The organism is Streptococcus caecimuris, assembly GCF_943193075.1.
GTDB lineage: Bacteria > Bacillota > Bacilli > Lactobacillales > Streptococcaceae > Streptococcus > Streptococcus caecimuris.
In genome coordinates, this window is sequence record NZ_CALPCT010000001.1 from 60,482 (window position 1) to 77,501 (window position 17,020).

19 protein-coding genes are annotated in these 17,020 nt (G+C 42.7%); 3 read left to right on the forward strand and 16 right to left on the reverse strand.

The genetic code is table 11. The annotated features are described in order from the left end of the window. Window positions 1-271: 271 nt before the first annotated feature. Genes NFR56_RS00275 through NFR56_RS00285 form a run of 3 tightly spaced genes read right to left on the reverse strand, consistent with a single transcriptional unit; the run spans window position 272 to window position 3,445 of the window. Window positions 272-1,609, reverse strand: coding sequence for an ABC transporter permease (locus tag NFR56_RS00275; RefSeq protein WP_251456992.1), 1,338 nt, complete (start codon window positions 1,607-1,609; stop codon window positions 272-274). Then, entirely contained in the window at window positions 1,609-2,304 is a 696-nt protein-coding gene (locus tag NFR56_RS00280; RefSeq protein ID WP_134974098.1) for an ABC transporter ATP-binding protein, read from the reverse strand. Before NFR56_RS00280 ends, NFR56_RS00275 begins: the two co-directional genes overlap by 1 nt. Continuing rightward, a complete protein-coding gene (locus NFR56_RS00285) occupies window positions 2,288-3,445 on the reverse strand; it encodes an efflux RND transporter periplasmic adaptor subunit (RefSeq protein WP_134974099.1) in 1,158 nt (385 codons plus the stop codon). Before NFR56_RS00285 ends, NFR56_RS00280 begins: the two co-directional genes overlap by 17 nt. Before the next feature lie 179 nt (window positions 3,446-3,624). Between NFR56_RS00285 and gorA the strand changes: the two genes are divergently transcribed. Next, entirely contained in the window at window positions 3,625-4,974 is a 1,350-nt protein-coding gene (gene gorA, locus NFR56_RS00290; RefSeq protein ID WP_134974100.1) for a glutathione-disulfide reductase, read from the forward strand. Window positions 4,975-5,167: 193 nt separating this feature from the next. Here gorA and NFR56_RS00295 read toward each other — a convergent pair whose 3' ends face one another. The 3 genes from NFR56_RS00295 to NFR56_RS00305 all read right to left on the reverse strand — a co-directional run bounded on the left by NFR56_RS00295 (window position 5,168) and on the right by NFR56_RS00305 (window position 7,427). After that, entirely contained in the window at window positions 5,168-5,899 is a 732-nt protein-coding gene (locus NFR56_RS00295; RefSeq protein WP_048689477.1) for a cyclase family protein, read from the reverse strand. A gap of 11 nt (window positions 5,900-5,910) precedes the next feature. Continuing rightward, complete coding sequence (locus NFR56_RS00300; protein ID WP_251456995.1) at window positions 5,911-7,053, reverse strand: 5-methyltetrahydropteroyltriglutamate--homocysteine S-methyltransferase; 1,143 nt, start codon at window positions 7,051-7,053, stop codon at window positions 5,911-5,913. A gap of 161 nt (window positions 7,054-7,214) precedes the next feature. Beyond that, on the reverse strand, window positions 7,215-7,427 hold the full coding sequence (locus NFR56_RS00305) for a YdbC family protein (RefSeq protein ID WP_003002541.1): 213 nt from the start codon (window positions 7,425-7,427) through the stop codon (window positions 7,215-7,217). A gap of 90 nt (window positions 7,428-7,517) precedes the next feature. On the opposite strand from NFR56_RS00305, the gene NFR56_RS00310 reads away from it, so the two are divergent. After that, window positions 7,518-7,850: a hypothetical protein gene (locus NFR56_RS00310; protein ID WP_013903885.1), complete on the forward strand. Its 333-nt coding sequence runs from the start codon at window positions 7,518-7,520 to the stop codon at window positions 7,848-7,850. A 15-nt stretch (window positions 7,851-7,865) separates the two neighbouring features. Here the strand turns inward: NFR56_RS00310 and NFR56_RS00315 are convergent, their stop codons facing one another. After that, entirely contained in the window at window positions 7,866-9,152 is a 1,287-nt protein-coding gene (locus NFR56_RS00315; protein ID WP_251456998.1) for a peptidase U32 family protein, read from the reverse strand. A gap of 94 nt (window positions 9,153-9,246) precedes the next feature. After that, window positions 9,247-10,176 carry a peptidase U32 family protein gene (locus tag NFR56_RS00320; protein ID WP_134974101.1) on the reverse strand — a complete coding sequence of 310 codons (930 nt, stop codon included), beginning with the start codon at window positions 10,174-10,176 and terminating at the stop codon, window positions 9,247-9,249. 129 nt (window positions 10,177-10,305) lie between these two features. Between NFR56_RS00320 and NFR56_RS00325 the strand changes: the two genes are divergently transcribed. Continuing rightward, window positions 10,306-10,599, forward strand: a complete 294-nt coding sequence (locus NFR56_RS00325) for a DUF3270 family protein (RefSeq protein WP_049507431.1) — start codon at window positions 10,306-10,308, stop codon at window positions 10,597-10,599. Window positions 10,600-10,883: 284 nt separating this feature from the next. Here the strand turns inward: NFR56_RS00325 and NFR56_RS00330 are convergent, their stop codons facing one another. From NFR56_RS00330 to NFR56_RS00365, 8 genes are all read right to left on the reverse strand, one after another. Continuing rightward, the gene (locus NFR56_RS00330) at window positions 10,884-11,342 is read right to left on the reverse strand and encodes a YtxH domain-containing protein (protein WP_251457001.1); all 459 of its coding nucleotides are present in this window, start codon (window positions 11,340-11,342) and stop codon (window positions 10,884-10,886) included. 14 nt (window positions 11,343-11,356) lie between these two features. After that, window positions 11,357-11,740, reverse strand: coding sequence for a DUF948 domain-containing protein (locus tag NFR56_RS00335; RefSeq protein WP_134974102.1), 384 nt, complete (start codon window positions 11,738-11,740; stop codon window positions 11,357-11,359). Between the two features lie 3 nt (window positions 11,741-11,743). Further along, entirely contained in the window at window positions 11,744-12,526 is a 783-nt protein-coding gene (gene lgt, locus NFR56_RS00340) for a prolipoprotein diacylglyceryl transferase (protein WP_134974103.1), read from the reverse strand. After that, a complete protein-coding gene (gene hprK / locus NFR56_RS00345) occupies window positions 12,523-13,455 on the reverse strand; it encodes an HPr(Ser) kinase/phosphatase (RefSeq protein WP_134974104.1) in 933 nt (310 codons plus the stop codon). Before hprK ends, lgt begins: the two co-directional genes overlap by 4 nt. A gap of 172 nt (window positions 13,456-13,627) precedes the next feature. Next, the gene (locus tag NFR56_RS00350) at window positions 13,628-13,894 is read right to left on the reverse strand and encodes a hypothetical protein (RefSeq protein ID WP_251457004.1); all 267 of its coding nucleotides are present in this window, start codon (window positions 13,892-13,894) and stop codon (window positions 13,628-13,630) included. Between the two features lie 120 nt (window positions 13,895-14,014). After that, window positions 14,015-14,296, reverse strand: coding sequence for a PspC domain-containing protein (locus tag NFR56_RS00355; RefSeq protein WP_003005023.1), 282 nt, complete (start codon window positions 14,294-14,296; stop codon window positions 14,015-14,017). 74 nt (window positions 14,297-14,370) lie between these two features. Next, a complete protein-coding gene (locus NFR56_RS00360; protein ID WP_251457007.1) occupies window positions 14,371-14,826 on the reverse strand; it encodes a SprT family protein in 456 nt (151 codons plus the stop codon). Next, a complete protein-coding gene (locus NFR56_RS00365) occupies window positions 14,813-16,939 on the reverse strand; it encodes a Tex family protein (protein WP_251457010.1) in 2,127 nt (708 codons plus the stop codon). The genes NFR56_RS00360 and NFR56_RS00365 overlap by 14 nt, the downstream gene beginning before the upstream one ends. Window positions 16,940-17,020: the final 81 nt, after the last annotated feature.

Below are 17,020 nucleotides of genomic sequence, written 5' to 3' on the forward strand. Positions count from 1 at the left end.
TTGGAACCTCCTAAGTTATTCTCCCCTATTCTATCATATTTAGGCCAGAAATTCACTAATATTTACCAATTAAACAAAAATAAGATGGAAGAAAAAATGCAGCTTCTTGAATGAATACTCAAAAACAACTGAAGACCGTTGTTGACTACCTAGATAGCTTGACCTGTATAAGACGAGATGATTGAAAAGGTTTCGACAAGCTATTCCACAACAGCATCAAAAAGGAGCGTGGAGAATCTTAAGCAATTCATCCTGACCCGCTCCTATTTTTTTATTCATAACGCAGTGCTTCGATCGGATTTAACTTAGAAGCCTTATTCGCTGGTAAAATTCCAAAGATGATGCCTACAAAAGCAGAGAAAATAATACTGCCGATAGCGACATTTAAGGAAATAATCGGCGGTCCTTCTAGGGAGGCTGCTGCGAGTGTAGTAATCAAGCTATTCACACCATAAGCAAGGCCAAGGCCAATCAGCCCACCAATGATGGTTAAGACCATCGACTCAATCAAAAATTGAACCAAAATCTTACCTCGGGTTGCTCCCAATGCTTTGCGAAGACCAATTTCTCTCGTCCGCTCTGTGACAGAAACCAACATGATATTCATGACTCCAATCCCACCAACTAAGAGGGAAATCCCAGCAATAGCTCCGATTACTGATGTCATAATTCCTACTACTTTATTGGTTTCCTCTAGGATGCTATCCAAATTAAAGATTTGAAATTCTCCCTGGCGAACACCTGAAAGTTCTGTTAGCTTTTGAGCAGCCTCGATCCCAACGGTTTTAATTTGCTTCACATCCGGCACATGGACGACAATATTTTGAATTTCATCCGTTCCGAATTCAGAGGCGAGTTGTGTATTGGCCATCAAGGCACTGCCACCTGAAGAAGCTCCATAGAGGGCTGTCCCTGCATTTGGATCCTTGAAAATTCCAACGACACGATAATTATTGTCTCCAACAGAGACCACCTGATTCAGTGGATTCTCCGTTCCAAATAATTGTTGGGCTAATCCTTCATCAAGGAGCACCACCCGTGAGAAATTACTATAGTCTGAAGGAGTTAATTTTCGACCAGATAAGAGCTCAACCTTTTTAACAGAAAAATAGGTCTCATTTACCCCTTGGATGTTCACTCCGTCTGCTTTTTTCTTTTGAAAAGCAATGGTTGCATTGGAGGTATTGCCAACATAATAGCCATCGATGCCTTGAATCTTGGTTAATTCCTTGACCCAAGATTCTTGCACAACTGGTGGTGCTTCTTGGACTTGACCATCAACATCTTCAGCGTTTTCCCCATCGATATCCGATGGAGCAGCCATCCCTCGGTCTTCAGCTGCAGGGCCACTTTCACCTCCGCCTTCTCCTGTATCTTCAGAAGGGCCAATATTGATTCCTGTTACATAGCCACTCTTGTTGGGAGAATAGGAGATTTGTACATACTCTTGGTCCTTGGTGAAGGTCTTGGTGACACCAGCTTTCATACCATCTCCCAGAGCCATGATGACAACCACAGAAGCGACCCCAATAATGATCCCTACCATGGTCAAGAAAGACCGTAATTTATGACTCATAATCGAGTTGATCGCAAATTTCCAATTTTGCATTAGGTCCTCCCTTCCAGCTTGCTATCCGAGGAAATCACTCCATCACGAATGACGATGCGACGATGGGCAAAGGCTGCAATTTCTGGCTCGTGTGTAACCATGATAATGGTTTTTCCTTCTTGGTTTAGCTTGGTTAACAAGTCCATTATTTGCTCCCCCGTCTTAGTATCTAGGGCACCAGTTGGTTCATCTGCTAAGACGATGGCTGGCTGATTGACCAGGGCTCGAGCAATAGCCACCCGCTGTTTTTGACCCCCTGAGAGTTCTGAAGGCAAATGATGCATACGAGTATGGAGCTCTACCTTTTCAAGGTACTGCTCAGCTAATTCCTTCCGTTTAGCAGGATGAACTCCCGCATAAATGAGAGGCAGTTCTACATTTTGAAAGGCATTGAGCTTGGAGAGAAGAAAGAATTGTTGAAAGACAAAACCGATCTGTTCATTTCGAACACGCGCTAATTTTTTCTCACTGAGATTTCCAACCTCCTGACCTTCTAGAAAATACTCTCCACTGGTCGGGCGATCCAGCAGGCCAATGACGTTCATCAAGGTTGATTTTCCTGAACCAGACGGGCCCATAATGGCCACAAACTCGCCCTCTTCGACTTCTAAATCGATGTCTTTTAAGACACGAAGTTCCTGATCCCCATTTTTATAGGTTTTATTGATTCCTTTTAGTTCAATCAATTTTGTCATATTTTCCGATCTCTTTTCCATCTTCCAGTTTCTCATTAGGATTCACAATAACTTGAGCATCTTTCTTCAAGCCTGACAAGATTTCCTGGTTTTCAGCATCGGCGTTACCAAGCGTTACTTTTACTTTCTTAGCCTTGCCATTTTCGATCGTCCATACATAACTCGTATCCCCATCAGCCATGACACTTGTCACGGGAACAAGGGGATGTTGAGTAGAACTTTTGACTTCAATATTGACAGAAAAGCCTTGTTTGAGTTCCCCAATCTCACTGGTAATATCCACTGTGAATGGGTACTTGGCTCCACCGCTTCCTTGTGTTCCACCTGCTGCATTGGCACCTGCTTGACCCGCGTCGGTCGGATAGTTGGCTACATAAGAAATCTTTCCTGTCCAGGTTTTATCCGGATAAACCTTGGAAGTGAGGACCACTTCCTGACCTTCAGAGATATTGGCCAAATTGTATTCAGACAACTCCCCTTTGACTTGTAAATTCCCGTTGCTCACAATGTGAACCAGAGTTTGGTTGGTCCCTGTAGTCGATTTTGAAACATCTTTATTGACTTCGACCACGGTACCATCTGTATTACTCCTAACTGTTGTCGCATCCAGAAGAGCCTTAGCCTTGTTCATATTATCGACCGCATCCGACTTAGCATCTCGTAAATCGCTAGCTTGAGAATCGACTGTTCGCTGGGTCTGCGAAGCTGATTTGGCATCTGCTTCTTCATCGCCTGTCGTATCAATGGTCACACCATTTGTCAGTAAGTCATTTAACTGACGATCTGCCTTATTGACAGCACGAACGGCTGCATCATAAGCGGTTTGGGCTTCTGTACTGCTATACTGAACAATTGGCTGACCGGCCGTCACTTGATCTCCTACATTGACCAAAATCGACTGCAAATCCCCTTTGGTTCCATCAAAATAGACATACTGTTCCTGGTTGGCAGTGACTTTCCCAGTTAACAAGACTGAAGAAGCGATCGATCCATCCTTGACCGTTTGCACCATTGGAGTTTCTTTCGTGATTGCCTGATCAGGTGTAGTTGGGTGCGAAAACACCATCACACTTCCTGTTCCAATCACCGCAATAGCTGCACCTGCAGCTGCAAATAGTTGCCATTTTTTCAATTTCTTCATCGTTTTTCTCCATCAAAGAAAGCGTTTTATTCTATACCATAGTATACCATATTTCCTTACTTTTCTATCTAAAATTGACACGGTAAAATGAAATTTAAAAGCTTGGTAACATGCTAAACCCTTGACTTTTGTAACAGTTGATATTACAATCAAACTGAAATCCCATTTAGGAGGAAAACATGAAAGAATTTGATATTATTTCAATCGGTGGAGGTAGTGGAGGAATCGCTACCATGAACCGGGCTGGAGAGTACGGAGCGCGCGCTGCCGTCATTGAAGAAAAACAATTGGGTGGCACCTGTGTCAACAGAGGATGTGTACCTAAAAAGATTATGTGGTATGGTGCACAAATTGCAGAAGCTATTCGCGATTATGGACCAGACTATGGATTTACTTCTGAACAGACAAAATTTGATTTTGCAACCTTAAGAAAAAATCGCGAAGCCTATATTGACCGTTCCCGTAATTCCTATGATGGCAGTTTCAAACGCAATGGGGTTGAACGAATTGAAGGACGTGCTCGTTTTGTAGATGCTCATACGGTTGAGGTCAATGGGGAAACCATTAAGGCCAAGCATATCGTGATTGCGACCGGTGCCCATCCCTTTATTCCTTCTGTTCCTGGAGCTGAATTTGGCGAAACTTCTGATGATGTCTTTGCTTGGGAAGAACTTCCAAGTTCCGTTGCCATTATTGGAGCTGGCTACATCGCAGTGGAATTAGCTGGTGTGCTCCACCATTTAGGAGTCCAAACAGACCTCTTCATCCGAAAAGATCGGGTTTTACGTAGTTTTGATTCCTACATTGTCGATGGCTTAATGGAAGAAATGGAAAAACAAAACCTTCCGCTTCACAAACATAAGGTTCCCATGAAGCTTGAAAAATTAGAAGACGGTCGTGTGAAGATTTATTTTGAGGATATGACCAGCCACGTGGCAGATCATGTTATCTGGGCAACAGGACGAAAACCAAACGTCCAGGATCTCAATCTAGAAGCTGCAGGCGTCACCTTAAATGAAAAAGGATTCATTGCAGTAGATGAATACCAGAATACAGTTATTCCAGGAATCTATGCTCTTGGGGATGTCACAGGAGAAAAAGAATTAACCCCTGTCGCTATTAAAGCTGGACGCACTCTTTCTGAACGACTATTCAATGGAAAAGTCAATGCCAAAATGGATTATACAAACATCCCAACCGTTGTCTTTTCTCACCCCGCTATCGGAACCGTTGGCTTAACGGAGGAAGAAGCCCAGCAAACTTATGGAAAAGAGAATATCAAAGTCTATACTTCTCAATTCGCCTCCATGTATACCGCTGTTACCCAACACCGCCAGCAAGCAAAATTCAAACTCATCACTGCAGGACCAGAAGAAAAGGTCGTTGGCCTTCATGGTCTTGGCTACGGAGTCGATGAAATGATCCAAGGATTTGCCGTTGCTATCAAGATGGGAGCGACAAAAGCCGATTTCGATGCAACCGTCGCCATTCACCCAACCGGATCCGAAGAATTTGTGACAATGAGATAAAAAATAAGAGAGTGGGACAGAAATCGGTAATTCCTTAGAATTCGATTTCGTCGTCCCACCTCCGCACAGTTGAGTAGGGCTGTAAAAGCTGATGAAATCAGCGTAGTAGAGCCCACTCAACCACTGCGTCTTGCTCTACAATCCAAAAACAATTGAGAGGCTAGGACTTTTGTCCCAGCCTCTTTTTCTTTGTTTATGGTAAGATGGCAATGGCACGAACAGGTGAACCAGTTGCCTTATCCCAATGAGGGAAGGCAATTGAAATCAAGGCACCTACTGCTGGCACTTGATCCAAGTGATTCAAGACTTCTACCTGATAAATGTTTTGTTCTAAGAGGTAGTATTCATTGACCAAGCCATGCTCTGCTGCTGGAATACCAGCATCGGTATCGAAGGTTTCATGACCCACAGCCTTAACATGGCGTTCATGAATCAAGAATTCCAAGGCTTCACGGCTCCATCCTGGACTTTGTTGAACCCCATTTTCATCAAGATTGCGCATAGCATCTTGATCTGGCCAACGTTTTGACCAATCACTACGGAAGGCAACAAAAGCACCCTCAGCAATTTGTCCATGCTCTGCCTCAAAGTCTAAGATATCTTGTTTGCTCAAGATAAAGTTTGGATTGGCAGCAACTTCTTTAGACTTGTCGATAACATAGAGTGGCAAGAGGAGATCTTTGAGGTCAATCTCATCCAACCAACGACCCCCTTCTACAAAGTGAATCGGTGCATCAATATGCGTTCCGTATTGACCAACCACTGTAAATTTTTGGACATGGAAGCCATCTTTTAATGTGAAAAGGTCTTCTTGTTGCAAGGCAGGAAGAGCTGGAAAGTGTGGACTTTCCGCATTGATTTGGTGACTCAAGTCCACCCATTTTTTAGCTTGCAATTCTTTATAAATACTTAGTAAATCTGACATGTTTTTCCTCCTTATTCGCCCCAAATTTCAGCGACAATTTCCTTAATCAAACCGATTTTTTTCCATTGGTCTTCTTCTGTCAAAATGTTTCCTTCTTCTGTCGAAGCAAAGCCACACTGAGTCGACAGGTAAAGATTTTCCAACGGTACATACTGACTCGCTTCTTTAATACGAGCAATCACTTCGTCCTTGTTCTCCAGTTGACCACTCTTAGATGTCAAGAGACCTAATACCACTCCTTTACCAGGGGTTACTTCTGCAAGTGGTTCAAAACCACCAGCCCGATCAGTATCAAACTCTAGGAAGTAAGCATTGACGGCTTCTTCTCCAAGGAGTTCTTTAGCAATCGGCGCATAACCACCTGATGAAGCCCAAGTGGAATGGAAGTTCCCACGACAAACGTGCGTATTGACGGTCAAACCAGCTGGAACATTTTGGTAGACATCGTTGTTAAAGGTCAAGAAGAGATCAGCGAGTTCTCGGCGAACCTCATCTTTTGACTTGCCTTGAGCTGCTCCCCAAGCCGTCAAGAAATTATCGTCTACCAAGACACCCCACGTACAGTCATCTACTTGAAGGGTCCGAAGTCCTGCATCATACAAATCTTGAATCACTTGAAGATAGGCTTGCTTGATGTCTTCACGAACAGCCGCAAAATCAGGATAGATGGTATTCAATTGTTCTACATGTTCTGCATCACGGATCAATTCAAAATAGAATTGCGCAGGTGCTGGAATGGTATATTTAGCCTCTACACCATCTACATCCGCCACAAGATCCCGCAAGAACTTGTAATGCTCTACAAATGGATGATTGGCTCCTGTGATTTTTCCAACGACAAGTGCTGAGTCCGCCTTGGTGGTTTCATCATGGAATTGATAGCCTTGAGCAGCTTGGACGTGATCAATGCCACCAAAGCCCCAGAAGAAATCCAAATGCCAATAAGCACGGCGGAATTCTCCATCTGTTACTGACTTCAGACCAGCAGCAATTTCTTTTTCAACAAGGTCACGAATCGCCTGATCTTCTACTTTTGTTAAGTCAGCCTGACTGATTTTTCCAGCTGCGAAATCTTCACGAGCCTGAACCAAAGTAGCTGGACGAAGAAATGAACCAACATGGTCTACGCGATAAGGTGCATGTGTATGTGTCAATATGATTCCCTCTTTCCTATAAGTTTTACATTAATTCATCAATGCAACCATTATAGCAGTCCAATACTTGATAAACAAGGGTTTGGGATAATCTAATATCCTTGATATCTATATAGTCTTAGACTATAACAAAAAAAGAAGTCCTTGAAGGACCCCTTTTCTTAATTTTTAAATGCATCGAGCATGACTTGGAACTCTTCGTTCGTGAGTGTAATGCCTTTTCCCATCTTTGTATGGTCGGGACTCCAGGTCCGGATATCATACTTAGCAGGAGCACCATTAAAACTCACACGGTTCAATTCTTTGGTCCAACCCTTGTCATTTTCTGACAAGACCAGCAAATGTTCTTCGATTTGGAATGAAAATTCTGCCATTTCACGACTCCTTTCTTGCCTTCTCATCTCTAATATTCGTAAATCATTTACAAAATCGTTGAAATTATCTATAATATATTGTATCAAGTTATGGAGAATTTAGCTATGAAAAAATTTCTCGAGATCGTTAAAGACCGAGCAAATGAGTTTTTCAATGGAAAAGTCAGTACCCCTGCCCCATTAGAAGATGAAAGAATTATTGAAATCATTCAACAAGCATTGCGAAAAAAACAAGGGGTACATGTTATTTTTTCAAATAAGAGTTTTACAGGCGATATTGTCAAGTATGACCAAGAACGCCGACAACTGATCGTGAAAAATTTTAAAAAGAGTATGTCCACGATTATTCGGATTTCTGAGATCCAGAAAATCAGTTTGGTCCCCAATAATATTCGCATCGCCCAACAAAAAGGAGAGGTTTAACCCTCTCTTTTTTTGTTATACTCGAACAGTTTTACTTGCTCCATCTTTTGAGTAGAGATTGATTAAACCTTCCTGGCAAGAACGAATCATATCTCCTGGTTTCACTTCTTGTGGAACAGTGATCGTGAGAAGTTCCATCGGATTTGGTGCGCGATCAATCTTCACTCCATCCTTATCATGTAAATCCTGGATCTGACATTCAAAATGACGGAAGCCTGGTCCGTAGAATTCCACTTGGTCGCCTTCAGTGATGACATTCCGTTGGCGAATCGTCGCAGTCATAGTAGATGGATCAAAGTCCACCACTTCTCCTACAAATTTGTATTGAGGAATCTTGCGACGTGCCCCAAACAATTGTTCATTTTCAGTCGGTGTTTGGTAGTAGAATCCAGTCGCCAATTCACGTTGAGCGACCTTCCACAATTCATTGATCAAATCATCCTTGATGGCATAAAAGGCTTCTGGACTTTCCATATAGGCATCGCAAGCAGCCTTGTAACAGTTGGCCACTGTTGATACATAATGGACAGATTTCATCCGGCCTTCAATCTTCAAGCTATCAACCCCATTGTCAATCATGTCTGGAATATTTTCGATCATACACATGTCCACGGCTGACATAGAATATTCTTCTGGGACTTGCCCTTTGATACTCTTGCGTTCTTGACCAAATGGCATATCGTAGAGGTCGTATTTCCAACGACAAGATTGAGAACAACCACCACGGTTGGCATCTCGGTCAGACATGTGGTTAGAAAGGGTACAACGTCCCGAATAAGAAATACACATGGCTCCATGGACGAAGGCTTCGATCTCAAGATCGGTACGCTTACGAATCTCTGCCAACTCTTCCATGGATACCTCACGGGCCAAGACGACACGGGTCAAGCCATATTCTTTCCAGAAATGGAAGGTCTCCACGTTGGTTGCAGAAGCTTGCGTAGACAAGTGAATATTGAGGCCAGGTGCATGGGTTGCACAGATTTCAATCAAGGCCGGGTCTGAGACGATCACGGCATCAAGTCCCATATCTCGTAATTCACGGAACCACTCACCAGCCCCTTGTTCATTTCCCTCATGGGTCACCATGTTTGAAGCAACGTGCACATCCACTCCACGGGCATGAGCATATTCAATTCCTTCACGAAGCTCATCCATGGTAAAGTTTCCGGCACGGCTACGCAAACCATAGGCTTGTCCACCAACGAACACAGCGTCTGCCCCATAATTAACGGCAACTTTTAACTTTTCTAATGTTCCAGCCGGTACCAAGACCTCTGGACGTTTTTTTGTATTTGTCATGTTTTCTCCAATTTACAAGATTGTCGATCTGATGAATAGCTTCTTCGTTCCCTGAAAAAGGAAAACTCACAAACGAAGAGGCTTAATTTTTTTATTATTTTACACGATCTGGTTCATAATCATAGAAACCAGTATCCAAACCACGATTAGCTGGATGCAATTTCCGGATTTCTTCATCAAACAGATAGGCTTGATCCTGTGTAAATGTTCCTTTTTGAATCAAATCACGCGCCTTGATAAAGTACTCTGTAATCTTGACAAAGTTTTCACCCGGACAGTAGACACCATCAAGCTTCCAATGATCAAAGCCATGTTCTACCAACTCAGACAATTTGGTCATCATATTTAAGTCATTATTCGAGAAGATATGAGTTCCATGTTTGTCTTCATAGACCGAATAATGAGAATTTGGATCTCCTGGCTCGGCCAAGAACAGATCCCGATCTTTGGTCACAGACTCTTCTGTCTTGATAAAGTTGTAATAATTCTGAAGTAGCGGTCGTTTCGAATGGTGAATAATACTAGCACCATAGACCAAGACTTCTGCTGGAATCTGAAGATTCTCAGCCATTACGAATAATTCGGCAGATGGAATCTCACGAGCCAAAACAGCCTCAGAAGCACCTGCTTGTTTTCCCCAGAAGTTGATCTGGCGGCTCGAAGTGACCATGGTAGAAGCATCGTAAATCGTTTTGAATGGATAGCCATCTCGTTTCAAGACATAAAAAACGCCCGCATCTCCGACAGTAATATAATCAGCCTGAATTTCCTTTAGAAAATCTAGGAAAGGCTTGATTGAATCCATCATCGATTGGTGCATGAGTGCATTTACAGCTACTGTCAATTCTTTGCCAGCAGCATGGACTAGTTGGGCAATTCGATTTATTTCGTCATAGCTTAAAGTTTGAGGCAATCGTAATCCGTAGTCTTTTTCACCGACATAGATTCGGTCAACCCCTGCATCAATCAGGGCTTGCGCTTGCTCAACACTCTCTGCTGTTGCTGTAATAATAATATTTTTCATAGAACCATTATAACAAAAATTCCGATATTCTAGAAAAATTTATTCATTTTGTAAAATTTGTAACATTTTTGTAACATTTATATAGCTGAATTCATGATAGAATAATAGAGTACTGTTAGGAGAGAGAAAATGCCCGTAAGAAATTTAAGACACTATGATGAAAAATTCGATTATATCGAATTAACCAAACAAACCCAAGAATCCCCTGTTCAGGACTATGCTCCTGAAGTTGAACCCGCGCCTCAATTAAGTGAATTGCTATATTTTTTGAATATCGCTATTTTCTGTGTGTTGACAGTTGTATTTAGTTTTATCTTTTTAGCAACGAAAATGAATACCTTCTTTGCGTTTGCCTTAGCGATTGGTTCTAGCTTTGCTAGTATTCAAGGGTTCCGAATTTACTACAATAAACGAAAAAAATAAAAATCAGGTTCGCCTGATTTTTTTATTTACTCGAATTTTTTTAATTGGAATAACAATTGGAAGACAAAACTTAACTGCCAATTGCTATCTTACCTTCCATAAAAAGAGACTGGGACAAAAGTCCTAGCCTCTCATTTGTTTTTTGATTGTTGAGCAAGACGCAGTGGTTGAGTGGGCTCTACTACGCTGATTTCATCAGCTTTTAAAGCCCTACTCAACTGTGCGGAGGTGGGACGACGAAATCGAATTCTAACGAATTACCGATTTCTGTCCCACTCTCTTTTTTATACTTCTTTTGTTTCTTCTTCGGCTGCTTCTTCAGAATCTTTTTCATCCAACTCTAACACGATGTCTTCTGATTCTGTTTGTTTGCGAATGGATTGAACCAAGTCATTGCCACTTAGATTTTCTTTTTGAAGTTTATCCTTAAAGGAGTGTAAGACTTCTTGAGATTTTTCAACCACATCTTGCGTCTTTTCTTTGACAGACTCCAAAACAGTTCCTGTCGTAATTTCTCCAGAACCAACTTTTTCTTTGGTTTGTTGGATCACTTCTGCTGCTTGTTTTGAAACATCCTTAGCCGTTTGTTTAACCGATTCATGTACTTCTTGAGGATCTTCTTGATAATCTTTTACGAAGCGTACCACTTTTTTAGTGACTTTCTTTCCTTGCTCAGTTGATAAATAGTAGGCTGCTGAAGCACCTGAAATGACACCAATTAATAAACTAGATAAACGTCCCATATTCTTCCTCGATTCTATTTAAATAATTTTGAAGCCATCTGAATCGCTTTTAATCCGATAGAGGCTTTCACTGTTTTTCCACCAGCTGACACTGCTTTGACACTCAATTGACGGGCTTGATCATTCAAATCTGAAACTGACTCGGAAAGATCCGCCACGGCTGTAAAGAGTGGGTCAATCGTTGCAACTTTTTGATTCAAATCATCCGTTAAAACATTAACCTTTGCCAATAGATCATTGGTCTGATGCAAGGTGACATTGACATCTGATGTCAAAACTTGGATGGTTTTTTGCGTCTCATCTACAACTTTTCCAATCTTTGAGAGGAAAAAAATCATATAAATGACAAGCGCTACTAAGGCAAGGCCTAAGAGGCCGTAGGCAATTTCAATAAACATATGTTACTCCTTTGTTTCTACATAATAAGGGGCTTGTTTGCGGCGTTGGTAGATGATGATGGCGAGTCCAACTAAAATCAGGATCATCGATAACCACTGGGAAACACGCAAGCCCGCAAACATCAGGCTATCCGTCCGCATTCCTTCGATGATCATCCGACCAAAACCATACCAGATAAGGTAAAAGGCTGTGATCTCACCTTGTCGCAAAAATTGTGGCTTCCTACGAAGAATCAAGATCAAGAGAAAACCTAGCAGATTCCAACTGGATTCATATAAGAAGGTTGGCTGACGGTAACTACCATCTATATACATTTGATCTCGAATAAAAGAGGGCAGGTAGTTGAGACTTTTAACAGCAGCTCCATAAGCTTCCTGGTTAAAGAAGTTTCCCCAGCGACCAATACTCTGTGCAATCATGACGCTTGGGGCCGCAATATCTAAGAAATCAATTGGCTCAATCAAGCGTCTACGAGAGAATAGATAGAGGACAAGGGCACCTGTCAAGAGGCCACCATAAATCGCGATTCCTCCGTTCCAGATGGCAAAAATCTCACTAAGATGCTGGCTATAGTAACCCCATTCGAAAATAACGTAATAGAGTCTGGCCCCCACAATCGCAAGAGGAAAGGCAATCAAAATGAAATCAATGATATCATCTGGATCAATTTTCTTACGGGGTGCTTCTTTCATAGAAAGATAAACGGCTAGAATCAAGCCAGAGACAATACAAATTGCGTACCAACGAATACTGATCGGACCTAATTGAAGGGCTACTGGATTCATTCCTTCACCTCATTTTGACTAATCAACTGGGACAAACGTTCTTCAAAAGTTTTGGTAGCATCATAGCCCATTTCTTTGGCCCGAACATTCATCGCTGCAGCTTCGATCACGACCGAAATGTTCCGACCAGTCTTCACAGGGATGCGAATCCGAGGAATGGTCACGCCACCGATTTCCAACTCTTCTGCATTATTACCAAGACGATCATAAACCTGATCATTAGCATAATTTTCCAAGTAAACGGCGATTTGGACTTGTGAAGAATCCTTCACAGCACTCGCACCGTAGAGACTCATGACATCGATAATCCCGACACCACGGATCTCTAGTAAGTGGCGTAGGATTTCAGCTGGCTCTCCCCAAAGGGTCATCTCATCTCTCGCATAGATATCGACCCGGTCATCTGCTACAAGGCGGTGACCCCGCTTGACAAGTTCCAAACCTGTCTCGCTTTTTCCGATTCCGCTATCTCCTTGGATCAAGACACCCATCCCATAAATATCCATCAAGACACCGTGTACACTCGTACGTTCTGCTAGCCGACTATCCAAATAGCTAGAAAGCTCTCCAGATAAACGACTCGTTGCAACATTGCTCTTCAAAATGGCTAGTTGCTTCTCTTCCGCAGCACGCAACATTTCTTCTGGAATTTCTAAATTCCGCGCGACAATGATGACAGGTGTCTCTGGCTGGAACATCTTGCGCAAGACCTGATGACGGTTGTGAGAGCTCATTTTCACCAAGTAAGACCATTCTTTCATTCCTACAAGCTGAATCCGCTCAGGTGTGTAATAGTCGAAATAGCCCGTCATTTCAAGACCTGGACGTGAAATGTCCGCAGTCGTAATTTCCTTGCTTAAGAGGCTATCATCCCCATAAACAACCGATAGACGAAGCTTTTCCTGTATATCGCGAACAGTAACTGCCATATCATTCTCCCTTTTCAAATTCTCTCTCTATTATAGCAGATTTTCTCTTCAGACGAGAGACTGAAGTGTCATTTGAAAGATCCATTTTCAACTCCTTTTTAAGGCAAGCAAAAAGAGGCCAAGACAAATGTCTTCAACCTCTAGGAAATGATGGGAACATATAAAGAATGCTCTAGCCTTGGCCTTGCAAAAAATCTGTAATCATAGATTTGATTCCGGTAGAGACCGCATAGACCACCGCATTTGAAGGAAATGCGATCAAGCCGAGCATAAAGACGTAAGGTCCTCCACCCAATAAGGAGAAAACCAGATACACAACTGGCAAAAATAAAATCGAAAACCGATAAATTTGTGGCTTTCTAGCCATTTCTGTTGGCAGAAACAAGAGGTAGAAGAGACTATTCCAAATGCCCAGTGGAAAAAGGAGCATTCCCATCAAAACTGTTCCAACTCCTTCCCCAAAAAAACGATTTAAAATGAAAAACTGTCCTATAAAACTGAAGAAGAGATATAGAATAAAAGCAAGGGAATAGAACTTCTGCTTCACTCGGATCTCCTTTTAGAAAAATGGACTATCATTCTGATCATGGATGGGTTCAGCCTCTTTTCTTCGACGAGGTCGAGGGCCATAGTCAAACATTTCCTGCTCCTCCTCGTCCTTATAAGGTAAGGTCGTATCTAACAGTAAATAGATAATCACACCGATAAAGGCATGAGAAACCGTAAAAAGAATAAACAAGAAGCGTAGGAGAGTTACACTAAGACCAAATTTATCGGCTAAGCCAGCTAGCACACCTGAAACCAGGCGATGTCGTTTTAATTTGTAAAATGATGATGTCATTTGATTTTCCTCTTTCTAGTTAGACCTATTTTAGCAGAGTCTAACTGGAAAGAGATCCGCCTAAAGACCGATTCTCACTCTTGTCTCATTTCAAGGAATTGCAGGCGGCTGTGACAGCTACCGCAGGCATATTTCTTCAGATCGATTTTTCGCTTTCGTCTATACTCTTGGCCACAATGGGGACATTGATAGAGATAGATCCGCTTGACTCGCCCAGCTCTATCTGGTAGAGGAGGTGTGAAACGAAGACCGTCCACTTGCTGGAGGAGTTGCTTAAAGGCTAGATCTTTGTGGCGATAGCCTTTACCTTGATCGTAAAGATGGTAATGGCAGAGCTCGTGGCGGACGATTTTGCGAAAGACCTCTAACCCGAAAGCTTGGTATATTTTCGGGTTGAAATCAAGGTGTCGATCCTTGGGAAAGAAACGACCCCCAGTGGTTTGAAGACGTGAATTCCACTCTGCTTGATGGCGGAATTCTCTCCCAAAATCTTCTAGGGATACTTGGCGTACATACTCAGTCAGATTCATTCGGAGCTACCAAACTGAGATTGACTTTTTCGCGTTCCACATCAATCTTCTTCACCCAGACGGTTACCAAATCACCTACTGAGACGACCTGGCTTGGATGCTTGATAAACTGCTTGCTCATATGGGAGATATGAATCAAGCCATCTTCGTGAATGCCAATATCGACAAAGACCCCAAAGTCAACCACATTGCGCACAACCCCTTCTAATTTTTGGCCAATATGCAGGTCTTTAATATCCAAGACATCCTGACGGAGCACGGGTGCATCAAAGGAATCCCGCAAATCGCGACCTGGTTTTAGGAGATCGGCAATGATATCTTTCAGGGTTTCTGGTCCCAGATCCAGCTGAGTAGACATCTCCTTTATGTTCACAGCTTTTAATTTTTCATGAGCGGATGCATCGAGTTCGGTAATTTCAAGAAGCTGAAAAAGTTTTTCAACTTCCTTGTAACTTTCAGGGTGAACGCCGGTATTGTCCAAGATGTTTTTACTTTCAGGAATGCGTAAGAATCCAGCAGCCTGCTCGAAAGCCTTGGCGCCGAGGCGAGGCACTTTTTTAATCTGTGCTCGTGAAAGAATCATTCCTTCTTCTTCCCGATATTTCACAATATTTTCAGAGATGGTTTTATTGAGTCCTGCTACATGCGCTAAGAGAGAGGGACTAGCCGTATTGATATTGACCCCAACTTGGTTGACGACAGTATCTATCACAAAATCTAAACTTTCTGTCAGTTTTTTCTGATTGACATCGTGTTGGTATTGACCGACACCGATGGATTTGGCATCGATTTTCACCAATTCTGCTAGCGGATCTTGCAAGCGACGGGCAATGGAGATGGCCGAGCGTTTTTCAACGGTTAGCTCTGGGAACTCATGACGGGCCAACTCACTAGCTGAGTAGACAGAGGCTCCGCTTTCATTGACAATAACATAGCGAACTCCTGGATGGTCATGAAGCACCTCTGCGACAAAGGCCTCACTTTCACGGCTGGCAGTTCCATTTCCAATCGCAATAATTTCTACTCCAAACTCCTTGATCAAGGAGGACAGATCCTTTTTAGCCTGCTCAATCTGAGCTGGTTTTGCAGGAGCAACTGGATAGATGACCTGGGTGGCAAGCATCTTTCCTGTCTCATCGACAACAGCTAGTTTAGCACCGGTCCGAAAGGCTGGGTCAAACCCAAGGACCACGCGCCCTTTTAATGGAGGAATGAGCAATAGATTCCGTAGATTCTCAGAGAACAATTGAATGGCTCCGTCTTCTGCCACCTCCGTCAACTCTGTCCGAATCCGACGTTCAATCGCAGGAACGATTTTTTTCTTAACCGCTTGTTGAATAACTTCATCCACATAGGCATTTTTCGTTTTAAAACGAGCCTCAAAAATACGAATGATTCGATCCAGTTGGTGCTCGAATCCGACTTTGAGAACGCCCAATTTTTCCCCACGATTGAGAGCTAGAGTCCGGTAGCCTTGCATATTCTTGATCTTCTCAGAAAAATCATAGTAGATTTCAAAGGTTCTCTTAGGATCTAAGCTTTCATCCTTCAAGGTTGACGTCATGAGGGAATGTCCATGAATTTCTTGATAGGTGAGGGCCCGTAATTGGGTATCCTCTGAAATAGCCTCTACCAGAATATCCACTGCACCAGCTAATGCTGCGGTTTCAGTTGGGAAGGCCTCGCAGGTAAATTTCTGAGCCTCTGCTTTCAAGTCTGGACTATTTTGCAAAATGAGACGTGCCAAGGGGAAAAGTCCTGCTTCTCGGGCAATCGTCGCCTTGGTCCGCCGTTTTTCCTTATATGGGAGATAGAGCTCTTCGACATCCGCTAATTTTTCAGCAGCCTCAATAGCCTGCTTGAGCGCCTCTGTCAGTTTGCCTTGTTCCTCAATCTTAGCAAGGACGGTTTCCTTTCGTTCAGCCAGAGCCGTTAACGATTTGTCCCGGTCAATAATGGCCTTGATCGCTACTTCATCTAAATTTCCCGTCATATCTTTTCGATAGCGGGCAATGAAAGGAATAGTTGAGCCTTCTGCGGTCAGACTCAATACGGTATCGATTTGTTTTAAGCTAACACCCAATTCTTGGGCTATTTTTTCATATTTATCCATAGCCTCTATTATAGCATATTTTGCTGCCAGCAAGGGGTGAGATCGCCTGTTCTGGTCTCTGTTTCAAGGATTTTTCAGAGA

What these genes read in the sequence shown, in the direction of transcription:
- NFR56_RS00310 (WP_013903885.1), top strand. Translation starts at nt 7,518, where the DNA reads ATGGAGAATTTAGCTATGAAAAAATTTCTCGAGATCGTTAAAGACCGA.
- NFR56_RS00330 (WP_251457001.1), bottom strand. Translation starts at nt 11,342, where the DNA reads ATGGGACGTTTATCTAGTTTATTAATTGGTGTCATTTCAGGTGCTTCA.
- gorA (WP_134974100.1), top strand. Translation starts at nt 3,625, where the DNA reads ATGAAAGAATTTGATATTATTTCAATCGGTGGAGGTAGTGGAGGAATC.
- NFR56_RS00285 (WP_134974099.1), bottom strand. Translation starts at nt 3,445, where the DNA reads ATGAAGAAATTGAAAAAATGGCAACTATTTGCAGCTGCAGGTGCAGCT.
- NFR56_RS00335 (WP_134974102.1), bottom strand. Translation starts at nt 11,740, where the DNA reads ATGTTTATTGAAATTGCCTACGGCCTCTTAGGCCTTGCCTTAGTAGCG.
- NFR56_RS00325 (WP_049507431.1), top strand. Translation starts at nt 10,306, where the DNA reads ATGCCCGTAAGAAATTTAAGACACTATGATGAAAAATTCGATTATATC.
- NFR56_RS00275 (WP_251456992.1), bottom strand. Translation starts at nt 1,609, where the DNA reads ATGCAAAATTGGAAATTTGCGATCAACTCGATTATGAGTCATAAATTA.
- NFR56_RS00280 (WP_134974098.1), bottom strand. Translation starts at nt 2,304, where the DNA reads ATGACAAAATTGATTGAACTAAAAGGAATCAATAAAACCTATAAAAAT.
- NFR56_RS00315 (WP_251456998.1), bottom strand. Translation starts at nt 9,152, where the DNA reads ATGACAAATACAAAAAAACGTCCAGAGGTCTTGGTACCGGCTGGAACA.
- NFR56_RS00355 (WP_003005023.1), bottom strand. Translation starts at nt 14,296, where the DNA reads ATGACATCATCATTTTACAAATTAAAACGACATCGCCTGGTTTCAGGT.
- NFR56_RS00365 (WP_251457010.1), bottom strand. Translation starts at nt 16,939, where the DNA reads ATGGATAAATATGAAAAAATAGCCCAAGAATTGGGTGTTAGCTTAAAA.
- NFR56_RS00320 (WP_134974101.1), bottom strand. Translation starts at nt 10,176, where the DNA reads ATGAAAAATATTATTATTACAGCAACAGCAGAGAGTGTTGAGCAAGCG.
- NFR56_RS00305 (WP_003002541.1), bottom strand. Translation starts at nt 7,427, where the DNA reads ATGGCAGAATTTTCATTCCAAATCGAAGAACATTTGCTGGTCTTGTCA.
- NFR56_RS00295 (WP_048689477.1), bottom strand. Translation starts at nt 5,899, where the DNA reads ATGTCAGATTTACTAAGTATTTATAAAGAATTGCAAGCTAAAAAATGG.
- hprK (WP_134974104.1), bottom strand. Translation starts at nt 13,455, where the DNA reads ATGGCAGTTACTGTTCGCGATATACAGGAAAAGCTTCGTCTATCGGTT.
- lgt (WP_134974103.1), bottom strand. Translation starts at nt 12,526, where the DNA reads ATGAATCCAGTAGCCCTTCAATTAGGTCCGATCAGTATTCGTTGGTAC.
- NFR56_RS00360 (WP_251457007.1), bottom strand. Translation starts at nt 14,826, where the DNA reads ATGAATCTGACTGAGTATGTACGCCAAGTATCCCTAGAAGATTTTGGG.